This is a genomic window from Pseudomonas sp. RtIB026, assembly GCF_016861355.2.
In the GTDB taxonomy this organism is placed as follows: Bacteria; Pseudomonadota; Gammaproteobacteria; order Pseudomonadales; family Pseudomonadaceae; genus Aquipseudomonas; species Aquipseudomonas peradeniyensis.
Genome location: NZ_AP023348.2, coordinates 2,253,053 through 2,272,741, shown reverse-complemented (window position 1 = coordinate 2,272,741; position 19,689 = coordinate 2,253,053). Strand labels below are relative to the sequence as shown.

At 66.3% G+C, this 19,689-nt stretch carries 16 protein-coding genes; 6 read left to right on the top strand and 10 right to left on the bottom strand.

Annotated elements, in window-relative coordinates:
• Positions 1-60: 60 nt before the first annotated feature.
• Positions 61-1,137: an S-methyl-5-thioribose-1-phosphate isomerase gene (gene mtnA / locus PRtIB026_RS10270; RefSeq protein WP_203647632.1), complete on the bottom strand. Its 1,077-nt coding sequence runs from the start codon at positions 1,135-1,137 to the stop codon at positions 61-63.
• Positions 1,138-1,248: 111 nt separating this feature from the next.
• Here mtnA and PRtIB026_RS10265 point away from each other — a divergent pair, with 111 nt between their 5' ends.
• From PRtIB026_RS10265 to PRtIB026_RS10250, 4 genes are all read left to right on the top strand, one after another.
• On the top strand, positions 1,249-2,574 hold the full coding sequence (locus PRtIB026_RS10265; RefSeq protein WP_203647633.1) for a TRZ/ATZ family hydrolase: 1,326 nt from the start codon (positions 1,249-1,251) through the stop codon (positions 2,572-2,574).
• Between the two features lie 63 nt (positions 2,575-2,637).
• On the top strand, positions 2,638-3,336 hold the full coding sequence (ubiG, locus tag PRtIB026_RS10260; protein WP_050704607.1) for a bifunctional 2-polyprenyl-6-hydroxyphenol methylase/3-demethylubiquinol 3-O-methyltransferase UbiG: 699 nt from the start codon (positions 2,638-2,640) through the stop codon (positions 3,334-3,336).
• Between the two features lie 2 nt (positions 3,337-3,338).
• Positions 3,339-4,010, top strand: a complete 672-nt coding sequence (gene mupP, locus PRtIB026_RS10255) for an N-acetylmuramic acid 6-phosphate phosphatase MupP (protein ID WP_102684341.1) — start codon at positions 3,339-3,341, stop codon at positions 4,008-4,010.
• A 153-nt stretch (positions 4,011-4,163) separates the two neighbouring features.
• On the top strand, positions 4,164-4,904 hold the full coding sequence (locus tag PRtIB026_RS10250; protein WP_203647634.1) for a YciK family oxidoreductase: 741 nt from the start codon (positions 4,164-4,166) through the stop codon (positions 4,902-4,904).
• Between the two features lie 244 nt (positions 4,905-5,148).
• Here PRtIB026_RS10250 and PRtIB026_RS10245 read toward each other — a convergent pair whose 3' ends face one another.
• The 7 genes from PRtIB026_RS10245 to PRtIB026_RS10215 form a co-directional block, all read right to left on the bottom strand.
• Entirely contained in the window at positions 5,149-5,934 is a 786-nt protein-coding gene (locus PRtIB026_RS10245) for a TenA family transcriptional regulator (protein ID WP_203647635.1), read from the bottom strand.
• A gap of 38 nt (positions 5,935-5,972) precedes the next feature.
• Positions 5,973-8,429 (bottom strand): EAL domain-containing protein, encoded by a 2,457-nt coding sequence (locus PRtIB026_RS10240; protein WP_203647636.1) that lies wholly within the window; start codon positions 8,427-8,429, stop codon positions 5,973-5,975.
• 228 nt (positions 8,430-8,657) lie between these two features.
• Entirely contained in the window at positions 8,658-10,490 is a 1,833-nt protein-coding gene (locus tag PRtIB026_RS10235) for an ABC transporter ATP-binding protein (RefSeq protein WP_203647637.1), read from the bottom strand.
• Positions 10,483-11,115, bottom strand: coding sequence for a DsbA family protein (locus tag PRtIB026_RS10230; RefSeq protein WP_110736506.1), 633 nt, complete (start codon positions 11,113-11,115; stop codon positions 10,483-10,485). Before PRtIB026_RS10230 ends, PRtIB026_RS10235 begins: the two co-directional genes overlap by 8 nt.
• A 3-nt stretch (positions 11,116-11,118) precedes the next feature.
• Positions 11,119-12,051, bottom strand: a complete 933-nt coding sequence (locus tag PRtIB026_RS10225) for a rhodanese-related sulfurtransferase (protein ID WP_110736504.1) — start codon at positions 12,049-12,051, stop codon at positions 11,119-11,121.
• A gap of 204 nt (positions 12,052-12,255) precedes the next feature.
• Positions 12,256-12,552, bottom strand: coding sequence for a BolA family protein (locus PRtIB026_RS10220; protein ID WP_203647638.1), 297 nt, complete (start codon positions 12,550-12,552; stop codon positions 12,256-12,258).
• Between the two features lie 10 nt (positions 12,553-12,562).
• Positions 12,563-13,087, bottom strand: coding sequence for a DUF2059 domain-containing protein (locus PRtIB026_RS10215; RefSeq protein ID WP_050704598.1), 525 nt, complete (start codon positions 13,085-13,087; stop codon positions 12,563-12,565).
• A gap of 153 nt (positions 13,088-13,240) precedes the next feature.
• Here PRtIB026_RS10215 and PRtIB026_RS10210 point away from each other — a divergent pair, with 153 nt between their 5' ends.
• Positions 13,241-14,635, top strand: a complete 1,395-nt coding sequence (locus PRtIB026_RS10210) for a class II fumarate hydratase (RefSeq protein WP_232856440.1) — start codon at positions 13,241-13,243, stop codon at positions 14,633-14,635.
• Between the two features lie 139 nt (positions 14,636-14,774).
• Here the strand turns inward: PRtIB026_RS10210 and PRtIB026_RS10205 are convergent, their stop codons facing one another.
• Both PRtIB026_RS10205 and pap read right to left on the bottom strand, forming a co-directional pair.
• The gene (locus tag PRtIB026_RS10205) at positions 14,775-15,725 is read right to left on the bottom strand and encodes a DMT family transporter (RefSeq protein WP_203647639.1); all 951 of its coding nucleotides are present in this window, start codon (positions 15,723-15,725) and stop codon (positions 14,775-14,777) included.
• A 259-nt stretch (positions 15,726-15,984) separates the two neighbouring features.
• On the bottom strand, positions 15,985-17,472 hold the full coding sequence (gene pap, locus PRtIB026_RS10200; protein ID WP_203647640.1) for a polyphosphate:AMP phosphotransferase: 1,488 nt from the start codon (positions 17,470-17,472) through the stop codon (positions 15,985-15,987).
• A gap of 124 nt (positions 17,473-17,596) precedes the next feature.
• Here pap and mnmC point away from each other — a divergent pair, with 124 nt between their 5' ends.
• Positions 17,597-19,567: a bifunctional tRNA (5-methylaminomethyl-2-thiouridine)(34)-methyltransferase MnmD/FAD-dependent 5-carboxymethylaminomethyl-2-thiouridine(34) oxidoreductase MnmC gene (mnmC, locus tag PRtIB026_RS10195; RefSeq protein WP_203647641.1), complete on the top strand. Its 1,971-nt coding sequence runs from the start codon at positions 17,597-17,599 to the stop codon at positions 19,565-19,567.
• The last annotated feature ends 122 nt before the right edge of the window (positions 19,568-19,689 follow it).

The following is a 19,689-nucleotide window of genomic DNA, read 5'->3' as shown; positions in this document are numbered from 1 at the left end:
GACGCATGGGAGATGTGGCAGGTTGCCTTGCAGTGCCATCCAAACGGGTGAAAAAACGCCTCAATGGAGGCGCTTTCGACACATCAACTGGGCGATTTTCGCCGTATCCGGGCGCTCGACCACACCCTTCTCGGTAATGATCACGTCAATCAGGTCCGCCGGCGTGACATCGACCACCGGATTGTAGGCCTCGACATCGGCCGTCACCTGGATGCCCGCCACTTCCAGCAGCTCTTCCTCGCCACGGGTCTCCAGCGGAATGTCCTCGCCGGTGGCCAGGTTCAGGTCGATGCTGGTGCTCGGTGCCACCACCATGAAGCGCAGGCCATGGTGCATGGCGGTCACCGCCATCTGGTAGGTGCCGATCTTCGCCGCCACGTCGCCATTGGCGGCGATGCAGTCGGCACCGACCACCACCCAGGTGATGCCCTTGGTCTTCATCAGGTGGCCCATGGCCGCGTCGGCGACCACGGTCACCGGCACGCCGTCGGCGGCCAGCTCCCAGGCGGTCAGGCGCGAGCCCTGCAGCCAGGGCCGCGACTCGCAGGCGTAGACCTGTTCGACCATGCCCTCCAGGGTCGCGGCGCGGATCACCCCCAGGGCGGTGCCGAAGCCACCGGTGGCCAAGGCGCCGGCGTTGCCGTGGGTGAGCAGGGCCTGTTCGCTGCCCTGATGGCGGCGGATCTGCTCGACGCCGAACTGGGCCATGGTCAGGTTGGCCTCGCGATCGCTTTCGTGGATGGCCACCGCCTCGGCCTCCATCACCGCCAGCACGTCCTCGCCGGGACGCAGGCGCTGCAGGCGTTCGCGCATGCGATTGAGCGCCCAGAACAGGTTGGCCGGGGTCGGACGCGCCTCGCCCAGCAACATGAAGTCTTCCTCAAGGGATTCCTCCCAGCCTTCGCCCTCGGCCAGTCTCCGGCGCAACGCCAGCACCAGGCCGTAGGCGGCGCAGATGCCGATCGCCGGGGCACCGCGCACGGCCATGTCGCTGATCGCCTCGGCCACCTCGGCCGCCTCGGTGCAGGCCAGCCAGCACTGTTCCAGCGGCAGCAGGCGCTGGTCGAGCAGGTACAGCACGCCGTCGCGCCACTCGATGCCCGTCACCGTCTCCGCCGCCATCAGTTGCTCGCGCATCGCCTCTCCCCGTCGCCCTGGCATCAAAAGCCGGCGATTATAGCGACCCTCAGCCGCGGACGCTCGGGTATACTGCGCGTTTAGCCGAACCGACCCAGGTATATGCCGCGCATGCCCACCGCCACTCCCCTCCTCGACCTGCTGCTTGTGCCGGACTGGCTGGTCCCCGTGGAGCCGGCCGGCGTGGTGCTCGAAGGCCATGCGCTGGGCGTTCTGGACGGCCGGATCGCCTGGCTCGGCCCCCGCGAGCGGGCGCCCATGGCCCGGGAGGTACGCGAGCTGCCCGACTGCGTGCTGACGCCCGGACTGGTCAACGCCCACGGCCACGCCGCCATGGCCCTGTTCCGCGGCCTGGCCGACGACCTGCCGCTGATGACCTGGCTGCAGGAACACATCTGGCCGGCCGAGGGCCGCTGGGTGGATGAAGCCTTCGTGCGCGACGGCACCGACCTTGCCATTGCCGAGCAGCTCAAGGGCGGCATCACCTGCTTTGCCGACATGTACTTCTTCCCCCGCGAGGCCTGCGACCGCGTGCACCAGAGCGGCATCCGCGCGCAGATCGCCGTGCCGTTGCTGGACTTCCCGATCCCCGGCGCGCGCACCCCGGACGAGGGCCTGCACCTGGCCATCGAGCTGTTCGGCGACCTGCGGCACCACCCGCGCATCACCGTCGCCCTCGGCCCGCACGCGCCGTACACGGTCAGCGATGCGAACCTGGAGAAGATCCGGGTGATCGCCGACCAGCTCGACGCACCGCTGCACATGCATATCCACGAGACCGCCGGCGAAGTCGAGCAGGCGCTCAAGGACAACGGCGAGCGCCCGCTGGCCCGCCTCGCCCGCCTGGGCCTGCTGGGGCCAAACCTGCAGGCGGTGCACATGACCCAGGTCAGCGACGAGGATCTGGCCCTGCTGGTAGAAAGCAACACCAGCGTGGTCCACTGCCCCGAATCCAACCTCAAGCTGGCCAGCGGCTTCTGTCCGGTGGAGCGCCTGTGGCAGGCCGGAGTGAACGTGGCGGTGGGCACCGACGGCGCCGCCAGCAACAACGACCTCGACCTGCTCGGCGAAACCCGTACCGCCGCGCTGCTGGCCAAGGCCGTCGCCGGCTCGGCCACCGCCCTGGACGCCCACCGGGCGCTGCGCATGGCCACGCTCAACGGCGCCCGGGCGCTGGGTCTGGAGGCGACGACCGGCTCGCTGGAAGTGGGCAAGGCCGCCGACCTGGTGGCCTTCGACCTGTCGGGGCTGGCGCAGCAGCCGGTGCACGACCCGGTCTCGCAACTGATCTACGCCACCGGCCGCGATTGCGTGAAGGACGTCTGGGTCGCCGGCCACGCCCTGGTGCTGGACCGCCGCCTGACGCGAATGGACGAGCAAGCCCTGGCCGCCAATGCCCGCGCCTGGGGAGCCCGCATCGGCGGGCGCAACGAATAACCGGGCGCCAGCCATGGCTGGCGCCCCGTGACACTTTCATAGAAGCTTCAGAGGACTGTTCAGATGAGCAACGTCGACCACGCCGAAATCGCCAAGTTCGAAGCCCTGGCCCACCGCTGGTGGGACCGCGAGAGCGAGTTCAAGCCACTGCACGACATCAACCCGCTGCGGGTCAACTGGATCGACGAGCGCGTCGCCCTCGCCGGCAAGAAGGTGCTGGACGTCGGCTGCGGCGGCGGCATCCTCAGCGAGGCGATGGCCCAGCGCGGCGCCACCGTGACCGGCATCGACATGGGCGAGGCGCCGCTGGCGGTGGCCCAGCTGCACCAGCTGGAGTCCGGCGTGGCGGTGGAATACCGGCAGATCACCGCCGAGGCCCTGGCCGAGGAGATGCCTGAACAGTTCGACGTGGTCACCTGCCTGGAGATGCTCGAGCATGTGCCCGATCCTTCGTCGGTGATCCGCGCCTGCTACCGCATGGTCAAGCCGGGCGGCCAGGTGTTCTTCTCGACCATCAACCGCAACCCCAAGGCCTACCTGCTGGCGATCATCGGCGCCGAGTACATCCTCAAGATGCTGCCGCGCGGCACCCATGACTTCAAGAAGTTCATCCGCCCCTCCGAGCTGGGCGCCTGGAGCCGCGCCGCGGGCCTCGAGGTCAAGGACATCATCGGCCTGACCTACAACCCGCTGACCAAGCACTACAAGCTGAACAACGACGTCGACGTCAACTACATGATCCAGACCCTGCGCGAGGAATGAGCATGCGCCTGCGAGCAGTACTCTTCGACATGGACGGCACCCTGCTGGACACAGCGCCCGACTTCATCGCCATCTGCCAGGCGATGCTCGCCGACCGCGGCCTGCCGGCCATCGACGACGCGCGCATCCGCGAGGTGATCTCCGGCGGCGCCCGCGCCATGGTCGCCGCGACCTTCGCCATGGACCCCGAGGCCGACGGCTTCGAGGCCCTGCGCCTGGAATTCCTCGAGCGCTACCAGCGCGACTGCGCGGTGCACAGCAAGCTGTTCGACGGCATGCCGGAGCTGCTGGCCGACATCGAGAAAGGCAACCTGTTGTGGGGCGTGGTCACCAACAAGCCGGTGCGCTTCGCCGAGCCGATCATGCAGCGCCTGGGCCTGGCCGAGCGCTCGGCCCTGCTGATCTGCCCGGACCACGTGAAGAACAGCAAGCCCGATCCCGAGCCGCTGATCCTGGCGTGCAAGACCCTGGACCTGGACCCGGCCAGCGTGCTGTTCGTCGGCGACGACCTGCGCGACATCGAGTCCGGCCGCGACGCCGGCACCCGCACTGCGGCGGTGCGCTACGGCTATATTCATCCAGAGGACAACCCCAACAACTGGGGCGCCGACGTGGTGGTGGACCACCCGCTGGAACTGCGCAAGGTGATCGACAGCGCGCTGTGCGGCTGCTGAAACCTATCTGAACCACAGCACAGCCCTTGTGGGAGCGGGTTTACCCGCGAATGCGCCAGCCCGGACAACATCGCGGCCTGAGCGAACGAGTTCGCGGGTAAACCCGCTCCCACAGGGCCCAGTGTCGCGCCAACGAACTCGAAGGATAGAACCATGTTCGACTACACCGCCCGCCCCGACCTGCTCAAGGGCCGGATCATCCTGGTCACCGGCGCCGGCCGCGGCATCGGCGCCGCCGCCGCCAAGGCCTACGCCGGCCTGGGCGCCACCGTGCTGCTGCTGGGCAAGACCGAGGCCAACCTCAACGAGGTCTACGACCAGATCGAGGCCGCCGGCCATCCGCAACCAGTGGTGATCCCGTTCAACCTGGAAACCGCCCTGCCCCACCAGTACGACGAACTGGCGGTGATGATCGAGGAGCAGTTCGGTCGCCTCGACGGCCTGCTTAACAACGCCTCGATCATCGGCCCGCGCACGCCGCTGGAGCAGCTGTCGGGCGACAACTTCATGCGCGTGATGCACATCAACGTCGACGCCACCTTCATGCTCACCAGCACCCTGCTGCCGCTGCTCAAACTGTCGGAGGACGCCTCGGTGGTGTTCACCTCCAGCAGCGTCGGGCGCAAGGGCCGGGCCTACTGGGGTGCGTACGGGGTGTCGAAGTTCGCCACCGAGGGGCTGATGCAGACCCTGGCCGACGAACTGGAAGGCGTGGCGCCGGTGCGCTCGAACAGCATCAACCCGGGCGCCACACGCACGGCGATGCGCGCCCAGGCCTATCCGAGCGAGAATCCGCAGAACAACCCGTTGCCCGAGGACATCATGCCGGTGTACCTGTACCTGATGGGGCCGGACAGCAAGGATGTGAACGGGCAGGCGCTGAACGCGCAGTAAAACCCATCGCGGAGCAAGTCGCATCGGCGAACCGCCGCTCCCACATATGCTGCACGACAACTGTAGGAGCGGCCTTGTGCCGCGATAGGGCTGCGCAGCAGCCCCAGGATTTCAGCGTTGATGCAGTAAAGCTGGGGCTGCTGTGCAGCCCTATCGCGGCACAAGGCCGCTCCTACAGCGAACGTGCAAGTTCATTGAGTGTGCGGTTTGCCGGCGAATAGGCCTGCAAATCCAACGACTATCCTCAGCCCGCCGCCAATGCCGGGCGCAGACGCCCCTGCTGGCGCCCTTCGAGTTGCATGCAACGCTCCAGGAACAGGAACATGCAGTCGTAGCTCTTGCAGATCGCCCGACGCAGCTCGGTACGCAGCCCCAGCGTCGGGCTCTCGCCTGCCAGGGTGCAGATGATCTCCAGCGCCTCCCACGGGTGCGCGTCATCGTACTGCGCATGCATCTTCAGCCACTTCATCGCGCGCTTGCGGGTGTCCTCGGGGAAACCCTGGGCGTAGGTGTCCTCGGCGCAGACCACCGCCGACCACTCGCCGGTGGCACCTTCGATGGCGTAATTGGTGGCCGCCATGGCGATGGCCAGCGACTCCGTGGCGCACACCCGCCAGCACCAGTCGTTGAGGCCATTGAGCTCTGGCGGCACCTCCTGGGACTGCAGCTCATGCAGATGGACGCCGTGCGCCTGGCACCAGTGCACCCAGTAGTCGGCATGGTTGAGCTCGACCCGGATGTTGCGCATCAGCCAGCGACGCGCCATGTCTTCGCCGGGGTGTCGGGCGTAGCGGGTCTTGGTCAGGTTGTGGGCCATGTAGAGGGAGAACTGCTCGACCACCGGCCAGCCGCCGATCAGGTACTGGCGGATGGTCGACTGCTTGAGCTGGCCATCGCGCAGTCGCTGGTAGAACTCATGCTCCACCACCCGGCGCTTGCTTTCGCGGCAATCCTCTATCAGTTGTTGGGCCCACTGCGGATAACTGGCCGGATCCATCAATGGTCCGATCCTTACGAACGCGTCGATCACTGTCAGCTCCTTGATTCCCTGTGATTTCCGGGCGTTGTTCAGCGAAAGGTCCCCGGCGCCCGGTGCAGAAGGGGCCTCGCGGCAATCCGTTGGCGCTGCAGGCTGTCGCAGGTGAAGACCTGCGGGCGTTCGATGAGGTATCCCTGGGCGTAGTCCACGCCGATCTCCTGCAAAGCCTGCTCGATCAGCGGCGTCTCGACGAACTCGGCAATGGTCCGCTTGCCCATGACGTGACCGATGTGATTGATCACTTCGACCATCGCCCGGTTGATCGGGTCATCGAGCATGTCTTTGACGAAACTTCCGTCGATCTTCAGGAAGTCTACAGGCAAATGCTTCAAATAGGCGAATGACGACATTCCGGCGCAGAAGTCGTCGAGGGAGAATCTGCAGCCCAGTCCTTTCAATTCATTGATGAATCGGATCGCGCTGCCCAGATTGGCGATGGCGCTGGTTTCGGTAATTTCAAAACAGATCAGCCGTGGCGGGATGTCGAACTCGCTGAACAGCCGTTGCAGGTACTCGAGGAACTTGTCGTCGCCGATGCTCGAGCCCGATAAATTGATGGCGCACATCGCCAAGGGCCCCTCCCGACCTTCGTCCAGGCACTGGCGGATTACCTGGAACACGCTGCGCACCACCCAACGGTCGAGCGCGGTCATCAGGCCATAGCGCTCCGCTGCGGGGATGAAACTGTCGGGCAGGATGGTGCGCCCGCTTTCGTCGTGCAGGCGCAGGAGAATCTCGATATGCCCGGGGCTCTCGTGGGGGTGCAGGGGGGCGATCTCCTGGGCGTAGAGGCAGAAGCGGTTTTCCTCCAGCGCCACGTGCAATCGCTGGATCCAGGCCATCTCGCCAAAGCGCATGGACAATTCGCTGTCGTCGGCGTGATACACCTGGACCCGGTTGCGGCCCTTCTCCTTGGCCATGTAGCAGGCCATGTCCGCCGCACGCAACGACGCCTCCAGGGTGCTGGGCACCTGGGCGATGTGCACCAGGCCGAGGCTGACCGTGGTCACGAAGGGGCGCCCCTTCCACACGAAATGCAGGCTCTGCACGGCCTGGCGTAACTGCTCGGCAATCCGCTCGGCCTGCTCCGGCGGGCAGTTCTCCAGGAGCACGCCGAACTCGTCGCCGCCCAGGCGCGCCAGGGTGTCACCCTCGCGCAGGCCCGACTGCAGTACCGCGCAGATATGCCGCAGCAGCTCGTCGCCGGCGGCATGGCCGCAGGTATCGTTGACCAGCTTGAACTGGTCGAGGTCGAGGAACATCAGCGAATGGCGCCCGGCCTGGCGGGCCAGGCCGTTGAGCGCCTGCTCCAGGCGGTATTCGAACTCGCGGCGGTTGGCCAGCCCGGTCAGGGCGTCGTGAGTGGCCTGCCAGGACAGGTTGGCGATGTACTGGCGCTCCTGGGTCATGTCGTGCAGCACCACCACGATGCCACTGACCTGCCCCTCGGTAAGAATGGGCGAGCCCACCAGGTTGACCGACACCGTACTGCCGTCCAGGCGCTGGATCAGCCGGGCATGCTCGGCGCCGCCCTTGAGGCTGCCGCTGAGCACCTGCTCGACCAGCGTCAGGCTGTCGCCCTCGGCATTCTCGTCCAACAGACTGAACAGCGCCGCCAGCGGCAGGCCCTGGGCCTGCACCGCCTGCCAGTGGGTCAACTGCTCGGCGGCCGGGTTCATGTAGCTGATGCAACCATCGACATCGGCGGTGATCACCGCATCGCCGATCGACTCCAGGGTGATCTGCGCCCGCTCCTTCTCCTCCTGCAGCGCGCTGGCGAACGCCTGGCGCTGGGCCAGCAGCTTGCTTGAACGCCGCCAGGCCATGGCGATCAGGAACAGCGCGGTGGCCAGGTTGGTCAGCATCAGCACCTTGAGCAGCATCCGCGAGCCTTCGCCCAGGGCATCGCTGAAGGCCTTGGCGGCGGGGGTCACGCCGTCATTGATGGCGACGATGCGCGCCTTCCAGTTGGCCACCTGGTGCGGGTCGATCACGCCGCCGGCGAAGCCTTCGCGCATCTGCTGGGCCAGCACGTCGAGCTGGCGCAGGTAATCGTCACCGATGTCCCAGTAATCGATGGCGGTTTCCATATAGCTGATATGCCGGAAATTGCGATAGAACCAGATGATCCGGGCGACGTCCTCGGGATGGTTGCCACCCTGCAGCACACCCTGGCGCGCTGCCTCCAGGTCCGGTTCAGGTCGGTCCAGGGCCAGGCGCAGGTTGTGATCGCCCTGGGGTACCAGGATCGCCCGGCGGTAGCGGGCATAGGTCAGCGGATCGCGGTCGTCGGCGTAGAGGTTGAGGTAATAGATGGCGTCCTTCTGTGCCTTGGACCACAGGCTCTCGCCCGCCACGTAGGCGCGCACGGCGGACAATGCATAAAGGCTCAGACTGCCCAGCAGTACCTGGAAAACCACAACGGCGACGAAGGGCCAGATGATACCCAGCAGCCTTGGCGCTTCGAGAGTCCGATTTCCCTTCATGTAATCCCTGTCATGGCGGCAGATAAGGCACGAATCGACCTAGACAAGCACAGCGTAGGCCATTTGCCATGCCTGTGGCGTGGTTTTTGATGACGGGGAAAGGGGCGCAGCACCTGTAGGAGCGGCCTTGTGCCGCGAAAGGGCTGCGCAGCAGCCCCACAAGATCGCCGGGGGCCGCTCTGCGGCCCTTTCGCGGCACGAGGCCGCTCCTACATGGACGTAGGTGGCTCAGGTCTGCTGCAGGTGACCGTAAAGCTTGGCGTACAGGCCGCCCTCGGCGATCAGTTGCTGGTGGCCGCCGTCCTCGGCCACATGGCCGCCGTCGAACACCAGCACGCGGTCGGCCTGCTTCACCGCCGACAGGCGGTGGGCGATGATCAGCGTGGTGCGGCCGCTGAGGAAGCGCGCCAGGGCCAGGTGCAGGTTGTACTCGGTGGCGGCGTCCAGCGCCGAGGTGGCCTCGTCGAGGATGACCACCTTGGGCTCGGCCAACACCATGCGGGCGATCGCCAGGCGCTGACGCTGGCCGCCGGACAGGCGCACGCCGGAGCGCCCGACGATGCTGTCCAGGCCCTGGGGCAGCGCGGCGATGGTGGCGTCCAGCTGGGCAATGCGCAGTGCCTGCCAGCAGGCATCATCACTGCAATCGCGGCCCATGGTCAGGTTGGCGCGCACGCTGTCGTTGAACAGCGACGGGTGCTGCAGCACCACCGCGACATGCTCGCGCAGGGTCTCCAGGCCGATCTCCTGCAGGCTGGCGCCGCCGAAGCGAATGGTCCCGGCCTGGGCGCTGTACAACCCCAGCAACAGTTGCACAAGGGTGCTCTTGCCACCGCCACTGGCGCCGACGATGGCGACCTTCTCGCCCGGGGCGATGGACAGGTTCAGCTGATCCAGCACCGGCTCGTCGGCGTAGGCGAAGCGCAGGTCGCGCACCTCGATGCCGACCGTCTCGCGCCCGGCGAACGGGTCGCTGCCCGCGGGGTACTGCGGCTCGTCGGCCCGCGCCAGTAGCTCGTTCAAGCGGCTCAGCGCGCCTCCGGCGGCGTAGTAGGCATATTGCAGGTTCAGCAACTGCTCCACCGGGCCGATCATGAACCACAGGTAGCTGAACACCGCCAGCATCTGGCCGATCGACAAGTCGGAGAACAACACGGTGAGCATCGCCGCGGCACGGAAGATGTCGATGCCGAACTGGAACAACAGGCCACTGGCCCGGCCACTGGCATCGCTCTTCCACTGCGAGGCCACCGCGTAGTCGCGCACCTCGCGGGCACGCAGGCCAAGGCGACCGAGGAAATAGCCCTGGCGGTTGCCGGCACGGATTTCCTGGATCGCATCGAGGGTCTCGGTCAGCGCCTGGGTGAAGCGCGCGGTGCTGTCGTTCTCGAGTTTCTTCAGGTGCTTGACGCGCTTGCCCAACTGCACGGTGAAGAAGATCACCAGCGGGTTGAACAGCAGGATCAGCAGCGCCAGCTGCCAGTGCATCCAGATCAGGATGGCGGCGGTGCCGGTCAGCGTCAGCACCGCCACCAGGAAGCGGCTGAGGGTTTCGCCGACGAACTTGTCGAGGGTGTCCAGGTCGGTGACCAGGTGGGTGGTCACCGTACCGCTGCCCAGGCTTTCATATTCCTTGAGCGAAATGCGCTTGAGCCGCTCGATCAGGCGGATACGCAGGCGGTAGACGATGTCCTTGGCCAGGCCGGCGAACAGCTTGGCCTGGACCACGTTGAACGCCAGCGCCGCCAGGCGCAGGCCCAAGGTGGCGCAGAGCATCAGGCCGATATAGCCCGCGGCCACCTGCCAGCCAGCGGGCAGGAAGTTGTTCATCCACTTAAGCGCGGCGTCACCATGGCCCAGCAGCACTTCGTCCACCAGCAGCGGCAGCAGCAACGGGATCGGCACACTGCACAGGGCGGCGAGCACGGCTACCAGGTTGGCAGTCCACAAAGCCTTCTTGTGGTGCAGGGCCAGGCGGCGGATTTCCGCCCAGCTCAGGCGATCAGGCACAGCGGGGGACTTCCCTGGCACAGGGTCTGGCGACCCTGGCAGGTCAAGCACAGGCGGCCTGCTGCAGCCAGCGGCCGAGCAGCGGCTGCAGGCTGTCCAGCGACTGGTAGCCGTTGGTCAGCAGGGCCAGCTGACCATTGCGCTCGGCCAGCAGCGTGGGGAAACCGGCGATGCCCAGGTCCTGTACCCAGCCGAAGTCGGCGCTGGTGGCGGCGCGGGTATCGGCATTGGTGAAGCACTGCGAGAACGACTCGCGGTCGAAACCGGCCTGTTCGGCCAGCTCCACCAGCTGCGGGGCGCGGGTGACATCGAGCCCCTGCTCGTAGAACGAGCGCTGGATCAGCTTGAGCAGCGTCCAGGCCCGCTTGTCGTCCAGCTCACGCGCCGCGACCAATGCGCGGCACGCAGGCTCGGTGTCGTAAACAAAGCCGTCGGGCATCGCGCCGTCGAAGCGGAACGGCTGCCCGGTGGCGTCATGCACCGCCTGCCAGTGCTCGAGGATGTACTTGCGGGTCGAGGCATCCAGGGCGCTGCCGCCGCTGCGCAGGCCACCGGGCACCAGGCGGGTGACGACACCCGCCTCACGCGCCTGGGCGATCAGCGCCTCGGCCACCGGGGCGAAACCCCAGCACCAGGAACACATCGGGTCCATCACATAGAGCAGGCGTGCGGACATGCATCAGGCCTCGGCTTTGTAGTTGTAGCCGATCGGGTGTGGCTGGTTGCGCGCCTTGGCCAGTTCGATCTGCTTCTGGCGGTCGATGGCGCTGCGCCGGGTCTTCTCGCTCAGGCTGTCCCAGCAATGCGGGCAGCTCACGCCTGGCGAATAGTGTTCCGACTCCCGGTCCTTCACGTCGATCGGGTGGCGGCAGGCATGGCATTGGTCGTACTCGCCCTCGCTCAGGTCGTGACGCACGGTGACCCGGTTGTCGAAGACGAAGCAGTCGCCGTCCCAGAGGCTTTCTTCCTGGGCTACTTCCTCGAAGTATTTCAGGATGCCGCCCTTAAGATGATAGACGGCTTCATAGCCCTCACCGAGCATGTAGCTGGAGGCCTTCTCGCAGCGGATGCCACCGGTGCAGAACATGGCGACCTTCTTGTGCTTGCTCGGGTCGAAGTTGGCCTTGATGTAGTCGGGGAACTCGCGGAAGGTCTCGGTCTTCGGGTCGATGGCGCCCTTGAAGGTGCCGATGGCCACTTCGTAGTCGTTGCGGGTGTCGATCAGCAGCACTTCCGGGTCGCTGATCAATGCGTTCCAGTCTTTCGGATCGACGTAGGTGCCGACCGCCTTGTTCGGGTCCACGCCCGGCACGCCGAGGGTGACGATCTCTTTCTTGAGCTTGACCTTGGTGCGGTAGAACGGCTGCTCGTCGCAATACGACTCTTTGTGGTCGACATCCACCAGGCGTGGGTCGCTGCGCAGCCAGGCCAGCAGCGCGTCGATGCCTTCACGGGTGGCCGAGACCGTGCCGTTGATGCCTTCGTTAGCCAGCAGCAGGGTGCCTTTGACGCCGTTGTCGGCCATGGCCTTGAGCAGCGGCTCGCGCAGTTCGACGTAGTCTTCCAGGGTGACGAACTTGTACAGCGCCGCCACGACGATCGGTTGGGTCATGAATCTGAAACTCCTGGTGGTTGCCCTCGTAAGGGGCGGACCGGGTTTGACATAAAAAGCATGGGGGCGCTTTGCGCCCCTTTCGCGGCACAAGGCCGCTCCTACAGGGAACTGCATACTCCTGTAGGAGCGGCCTTGTGCCGCGAAAGGGCTGCAAAGCAGCCCCCGGATTTTGCGAGATTGTACCAGAACGACGGAAAGGATTCAGTGCCCGCCGCCGGCGCACACCGGCGAGGCTGGTGCCGCGCCGACTGCCGCCCATTCCTCGGGCGTGTAGGTGTGGATCGCCAGGGCGTGGATCTCGCCCATCAGCTCACCCATGGTGGCGTAGACCTTCTGGTGGCGCTTGACGCTGTTCAGCCCGGCGAACTGCTCGCTGACCAGCACCGCCTTGTAGTGCGTTTCCTGGCCACGGCTGTGCATGTGGCTTTCGTTGCGCACTTCGAGGTGGTCGGTGCCCAGCGGCGCCAGCTGCTGTTCGATGCGTTGCTGCATGTTCATCGCGTCAGGCTCACTTCTTCGCCGGAGCGGCTGCCTTGCCGGCGCTCGGGTCGAGTTCCTTGGTCATGTCGTCGAGCAGCTTGTTGACCACCGGCACCGCCGGTTCCAGGCTCTGCTGGGTCAGCTGGGCCGACTGCTGGGTGACCTTGGGCATCTCGCGCAGGACTTTCTTGCCCAGCGGCGACTCGTAGAACTTGACCAGGTCGTTCAGCTCGGCCTCGGTGAAGGTCGCGGTGTACAGGTCGACCATCTTCGGCTTGAGCTTCTTCCAGCCGATGGCGTTGTCCAGGGCGGCGTTGGCCTTGGCCTGGTAGCTGTCGAGCACGGTTTTCTTGGCAGCCGGCGCCTTGGTCTGTTCGAAACGCTGGGCGAACATCTGCTGGACCTGCATGTACACCGGGGTGCCCAGCTTGTCGGCATTGGCCAGGGTCAGGAATTTCTCGGCGGCGGCATTGTGGCTCGCGGTGGCGGCGAGTACCTGGCCGCTGGCGCAGGCCAGGGCAACGGCGGCAAAGAGGACACGAAGACGGGTCATTGCATTTCCTTCAAGAAAGGGAGGCGAGTACCTCAGGGTAGAGCATTCTGCGCCGTGATGGCGAAGTGCTCAAGTGGCACGACGAGCGACTGAACCGCTGTGTCGAATCAGGGCCTAAACTGCGATTTCTGACTACAAAGGAGTGAGCGCAGCATGAGCCGTATCGAGACAGACAGCCTGGGCCCGGTCGAAGTTCCAGAGGACGCCTACTGGGGTGCGCAGACCCAGCGTTCGCTGATCAACTTCGCCATCGGCAAGGAGCGCATGCCGCTGGCGGTGCTGCACGCCCTGGCGCTGGTCAAGAAAGCCGCTGCCCGGGTCAACGACCGCAACGGCGACCTGCCCGCCGACATCGCCCGGCTGATCGAGCAGGCCGCCGACGAAGTGCTTGCCGGCGACCACGACGAGCAGTTCCCGCTGGTGGTGTGGCAGACCGGCAGCGGCACCCAGAGCAACATGAACGTCAACGAGGTGATCGCCGGACGCGCCAACGAACTGGCCGGCAAGGGTCGCGGCGGCAAGCTGCCAGTGCACCCCAACGATCACGTCAACCGCTCACAGAGCTCCAACGACTGCTTCCCCACCGCCATGCACATCGCCGCCGTCCAGGCCGTGCATGAACGACTGCTGCCGGCGATCACCGAGCTGTCGGGGGGGCTGGCCGAACTGTCGGCGCGCCACACGCACCTGGTCAAGACCGGGCGCACGCACATGATGGACGCGACGCCGATCACCTTCGGCCAGGAGGTCTCGGCCTTCGTCGCCCAGCTCGACTACGCCCAGCGCGCCATCCGCGCGACGCTGCCGGCGGTCTGCGAGCTGGCCCAGGGCGGCACCGCCGTGGGTACCGGCCTCAACGCCCCGCACGGTTTCGCCGAAGCCATCGCCGCGGAGCTGGCGGCGCTGTCCGGCCTGCCGTTCGTCACCGCGCCGAACAAGTTCGCCGCCCTCGCCGGACACGAGCCGCTGACCAGCCTGGCCGGCGCGCTGAAGACCCTGGCCGTGGCCCTGATGAAGATCGCCAACGACCTGCGCCTGCTGGGCTCCGGCCCGCGCGCGGGGCTTGCCGAGGTGCGCCTGCCGGCCAACGAGCCGGGCAGCTCGATCATGCCCGGCAAGGTCAACCCGACCCAGTGCGAGGCACTGTCGATGCTGGCCTGCCAGGTGCTGGGCAACGACGCGGCGATCGGCTTTGCCGCAAGCCAGGGCCATCTGCAGCTGAACGTGTTCAAGCCGGTGATCATCCACAACCTGCTGCAGTCGATCGAGCTGCTGGCCGATGGCTGTCGCAACTTCCAGCAGCACTGTGTGGCCGGTATCGAGCCGGATGCCGGGCAGATGGCCGCGCACCTGGAGCGCGGGCTGATGCTGGTGACGGCGCTGAATCCGCATATCGGTTACGACAAGGCGGCGGAAATCGCCAAGAAGGCCTACAGCGAGGGCAAGACCCTGCGCGAGGCGGCGCTGGAGCTGAAGTACCTGACCAACGAGCAGTTCGACCAGTGGGTAAGGCCGGAGAACATGCTGGCGCCTGGCGGGAAAGGCTGACTCATCACCTGTAGGAGCGGCCTTGTGCCGCGAAAGGGCTGCGCAGCAGCCCCAGGATTCGGCATTTAATACAAAGATCGCCGGGGCTGCTGCGCAGCCCTTTCGCGGCACAAGGCCGCTCCTACAGGTACCGCGAGGGTTATTGAGCCTGGCTCTTCGCTCTCCACCCCGCGATCAGCGACGGCCCCAACGCCACTAATGCCGACCCCAGCACCACCGTCACCGCCCCGACATAGCCCAGGCCATTGATCTGCTCGGCATGCACGTAATCCGGCCACAGCCAGGCCGCCAGCGCCACCGCGACGAACGTCACCAGCGGCGTCAGTGCCAGGGTCGCGCTGACCCGCGAGGCCTCCCAATGTGCCAGCGCCTCGGCGAACGCGCCATAGGCCACCAGCGTGTTCAGGCAGCAGGCCAGCAGCAACCAGCCCTGCAACGGGCTGAGCTGCAACACCTCCAGCGGATGCACCCAGGGCGTGAGCAGCAGTGCGCAGCACAGGTAGATCACCATCATCACCTGCTGCGAGTTCCACACCGTCAGCAGTTGCTTCTGGCTCAAGGCATAGAACACCCAGATGCTGGTCGCCAGGATAATGGTCAGCACGCCGGTGGTGTAGGTGCCAAGTGATGTGAGCAGCTCTTCCAGGCGCTGGTTGAAGAACAGCCCGAATCCCGCCAGCAGCACCAGCAGGCCCAGGCCCTGCCCCAGGCTGAAACGCTCCTTGAACACGAACACGCTGGCCACCAGCAACAGCACCGGCCCCAGCTGCACGACCAGTTGCGCGGTGCCGGGGCTGAGCAGGTTGAGGCCGACCAGGTACAGCACATAGTTGCCGACCAGGCCGGCCACCGCGACGGCCACCAGGCCCTTGCCCTTCATTCCAAGACGACTGAACGACGGCAGCCGCCGATTGGCCGCCAGCCAGGCGAACAACAGGCCGCCGGAAACGCTCAGGCGGTACCAGGTGACGGTTACCGGGTCCATCACCTGCAGCACCTGCTTGAGCTTGATCGGCAGGATGCCCCAGAGCAACGCGGTCAACAGCGCCAGCAGAAGGCCCTGGACCCAGCGTCCGGAAGAAATGTGCATGGTGTCCTCGAGTCGAGCCTTGGTGGGGGAAGGTGCAGTCTACGGGCTTGGCGGGGAACGTGTGGCGGGAAAAGATTTCATCAGGTCATTCCCTGGATGCATGTCTGATTACCCCAGCAGGGCTGACACCGTCACTGTAGGAGCGGCCTTGTGCCGCGAATGGGGCGCGTAGCGGCCCCGGCAATCCATGGGTAAACGCCGATCCTGGGGCCGCCTTGCGGCCCTTTCCGGCCGGTCCGACGCCTCGGCAAGGCCGCTCCTACCTCTTGGCGAACGCCGCCTCCAGTGCCTGGTTGATCGTGCGCAGCACCTTCACCCGCGCCCAGCGCTTGTCGTTGGCCTCCACCAGGGTCCACGGCGCGATCTCGGTGCTGGTGCGGTCGACCATGTCGCCCACCGCCTCGGAATAGACGTCCCACTTGTCGCGGTTGCGCCAGTCCTCCTCGGTGATCTTGTAGCGCTTGAACGGGATCTGCTCACGCTCCTCGAAGCGCTCCAGCTGGGTCTGCTGGTCGATGGCCAGCCAGAACTTGACCACCACCACCCCGGCGTTGCTCAACTGCTCCTCGAAGTCATTGATCTCGCCATAGGCGCGCATCCAGTCCGCCGGGCTGCAGAAGCCCTCGACCCGCTCCACCAGCACCCGGCCATACCAGGAGCGGTCGAAGATGGTGAACTTGCCCCGCGCCGGAATGTGTCGCCAGAACCGCCACAGGTATGGCTGGGCACGCTCTTCCTCGGTGGGCGCGGCGATTGGCACAATGCGGTACTGGCGCGGATCCAGCGCCGCCGCCACGCGGCGGATCGCCCCGCCCTTGCCGGCCGCGTCGTTGCCTTCGAACACCGCCACCAGGGCGTGGCGGCGCATGCGCTTGTCGCGCAGCAGACCGGCCAGGCGCGCCTGTTCGGTGACCAGCTGTTCCTGGTAGTCGTGCTTGTCCAGGCGCAGGGTCATGTCCAGGGCGCCGAGCAGGCTCTTCTGGTCGATGCTGCGCCCCAGCGGCGTGACGTTACCCTGATGCTTGCCCTTGGGGTTGTTGGCCAGGGCGGCCTGCAGGCCCTCCAGCAGGATGCGCCCGACTGCCAGGCTGCGGTAGTGCGGGTCGACGCCCTCGATCACATGCCAGGGCGCGTAGTCGCGGCTGGTGCGGCGCAGCACACGCTCGCCGAAACGCACGAAACGGTCGTAGGTTTCCGACTGCTGCCAGTCCAGCGGGCTGATGCGCCAGTTGTGCAGCGGATCTTCCTTGAGCGCCTTGAGTCGCGCCTTCATCTGCTTCTTGGACAGGTGGAACCAGAACTTGATGATCAGCGCGCCTTCGTCGCAGAGCATCTGCTCCAGGCGCTCGGCGCCGGCGATGGCCTGGTCGAGCACGGCATCCTTGAACTGGCCGTGCACGCGGCCTTCGAGCATCTGGCTGTACCAGTTGCCGAAAAACACGCCCATCCGCCCTTTCGGCGGCAACGCCCGCCAGTAGCGCCAGGCCGGTGGCCGAGCCAGTTCCTCGTCGGTCTGCTGGTCGAAGGTGCGCACTTCGATCAGTCGCGGGTCCATCCACTCGTTGAGCAGCTTGACCGTCTCGCCCTTGCCGGCGCCCTCGATGCCGTTGATCAGCACGATCACCGGGAAGCGCGCCTGCTGCTTGAGTTCGTACTGGGCTTCGAGCAGCGCCTCGCGCAGGGCGGGGACTTCTGCTTCGTAGGTGTCCTTGTCGATGCTGTGACCGATTTCGGCGGATTCGAACATGGAGGGCTCCTTCAATGGATCTGCTACAAGCTACAAGCTTCAAGCTGCAAGAAATAGCAGGTCGTGCCACTATTCGCTTTTTTCTTGCAGCTCAAAGCTTGCAACTTGCGGCTTGAATATGACCATGTCCGACACCACCCTCCCCCTGCACGCCCAGATCGACTGGGACGACCAGGGCCGCCCCCACTCCCGGCAATACGACGATGTCTATTTCGCCGTCAACGAAGGCATCGACGAGACCCTGCACGTGTTCATCGAGCAGAACCACCTGCGCCAGCGCTTCGCCGAGCTGGCGCCGCGGGACTGCCTGGTGATCGGGGAAACGGGCTTCGGCACCGGCATGAATTTCTTCTGCGCCTGGCAGCTGTTCGCCGAGCTGGCCCACGCCGAGGCGCGCCTGCATTTCGTCAGCGTGGAAAAGTACCCCCTGAGCCGCGACGACCTGGAGCGCGCCATGCAACTGTGGCCGGCGCTGGCGGCCTTCACCCGGCCCCTGCTCGATCAGTACGTGGCGATCCATCCGGGTTTCCAGCAACTGAGCCTCGATGACGGCCGCGTCACCCTCACGCTGATGATCGGCGATGCGCTGGCGCAACTGCCGCAACTGGACGCGCGCATCGACGCCTGGTTTCTCGACGGCTTCGCCCCGGCGAAGAACCCCGACATGTGGACGCCGGAGCTGTTCGCCCAGTTGGCGCGGCTATCGCACCCCGGCACCACCCTCGGCACCTTCACCACCACCGGCTGGGTCCGCCGCTCGCTGATCGAGGCCGGCTTCACCATGAAGAAGGTGCCCGGTATCGGCAAGAAGTGGGAGGTGATGCATGGCGTCTACAGCGGCGCGCCAGCCGCCCCCGCGGCGCCCTGGTACGCACGCCCGGCGCCCTTGCCGGGGCCACGCGAGGCGCTGGTGATCGGTGCCGGCCTGGCGGGCAGCGCCACGGCGCGCAGCCTGGCGGCCCGGGGTTGGCAGGTCAGCGTGCTGGAGCGTCACGACGGGCCGGCCCAGGAGGCCTCGGGCAATCCCCAGGGCGTGCTGTATCTCAAACTGTCCGCCCATGGCACCGCCCTGTCGCAGATGATCCTTTCCGGCTTCGGTTACACCCGTCGCTGGCTCGAGCACCTGCAACGTGGCCAGGACTGGGATGCCTGCGGTGTGCTGCAACTGGCCTTCGACAACAAGGAAGGCGAACGCCAGGCCAAGCTGGCGACCGCCTTCGACAACAGCCTGCTGCGCCAGCTCGACCGCGAACAGGCCGAAGCCGTGGCAGGCGTGGCGCTGGCCAGCGGCGGCCTGTTCTACCCCGAGGGTGGCTGGGTGCACCCGCCGGCGCTGTGCCAGGCGCAGCTGGACCATCCGCGCATCCGCCTGCTCGGCCATGCCAACGTCATCGCGCTGCGCAAGGCCGACGGTCTGTGGCAGGCCTGGGACGGCGAGCGCCTGCTGGCCAGTGCGCCGCTGGTGGTGCTGGCCGGGGCTGCCGATGTCCGTGACTTCCCGGCTTGCGCCGGGTTGCCGCTCAAGCGCATTCGCGGGCAGATCACCCGCCTGCCGGCCACCGTGGCCAGCCAGGAACTACGCACGGTGGTCTGCGCCGACGGCTACGTCGCGCCACCTCGCGGCGATGAGCACACCCTGGGCGCCAGCTTCGACTTCCACAGCGAGGACCTGGCGCCGACCGTGGCCGAGCACCAGGGCAACCTGGCGCTACTGGATGATATTTCCGCAGACCTGGCCACCCGCCTGCGCACCGCCGAGCTGGATCCGGCGCAACTACAGGGTCGGGCAGCGTTCCGTTGCACCAGCCCGGACTACCTGCCCATCGTCGGGCCGCTGGCCGATGTCGAGGCGTTCAACCAGGCCTACGCCATGTTGGCCAAGGATGCGCGACAGGTGCCCGATGTGGCCTGTCAGTGGCTGGAGGGGCTGTATGTGAACAGTGGGCATGGGTCGCGGGGATTGATTACTGCACCGCTGTCCGGGGAGCTGATTGCGGCGTGGGTCAGTGGTGAACCATTGCCGGTGCCCCGAGCCGTGGCCGAGGCCTGCCACCCGAACAGGTTCGCGTTGCGCCGGTTGATTCGCGGTAAATAGCGGGATTGCCGGGGGCGCTGTGCGCCCCTTTCCGGCCGGTCCGACGCCTCGGCAAGGCCGCTCCTACACAGGCGACCGCGATCTCCTGTAGGAGCGGCCTCGTGCCGCGAAAGGACCGCACA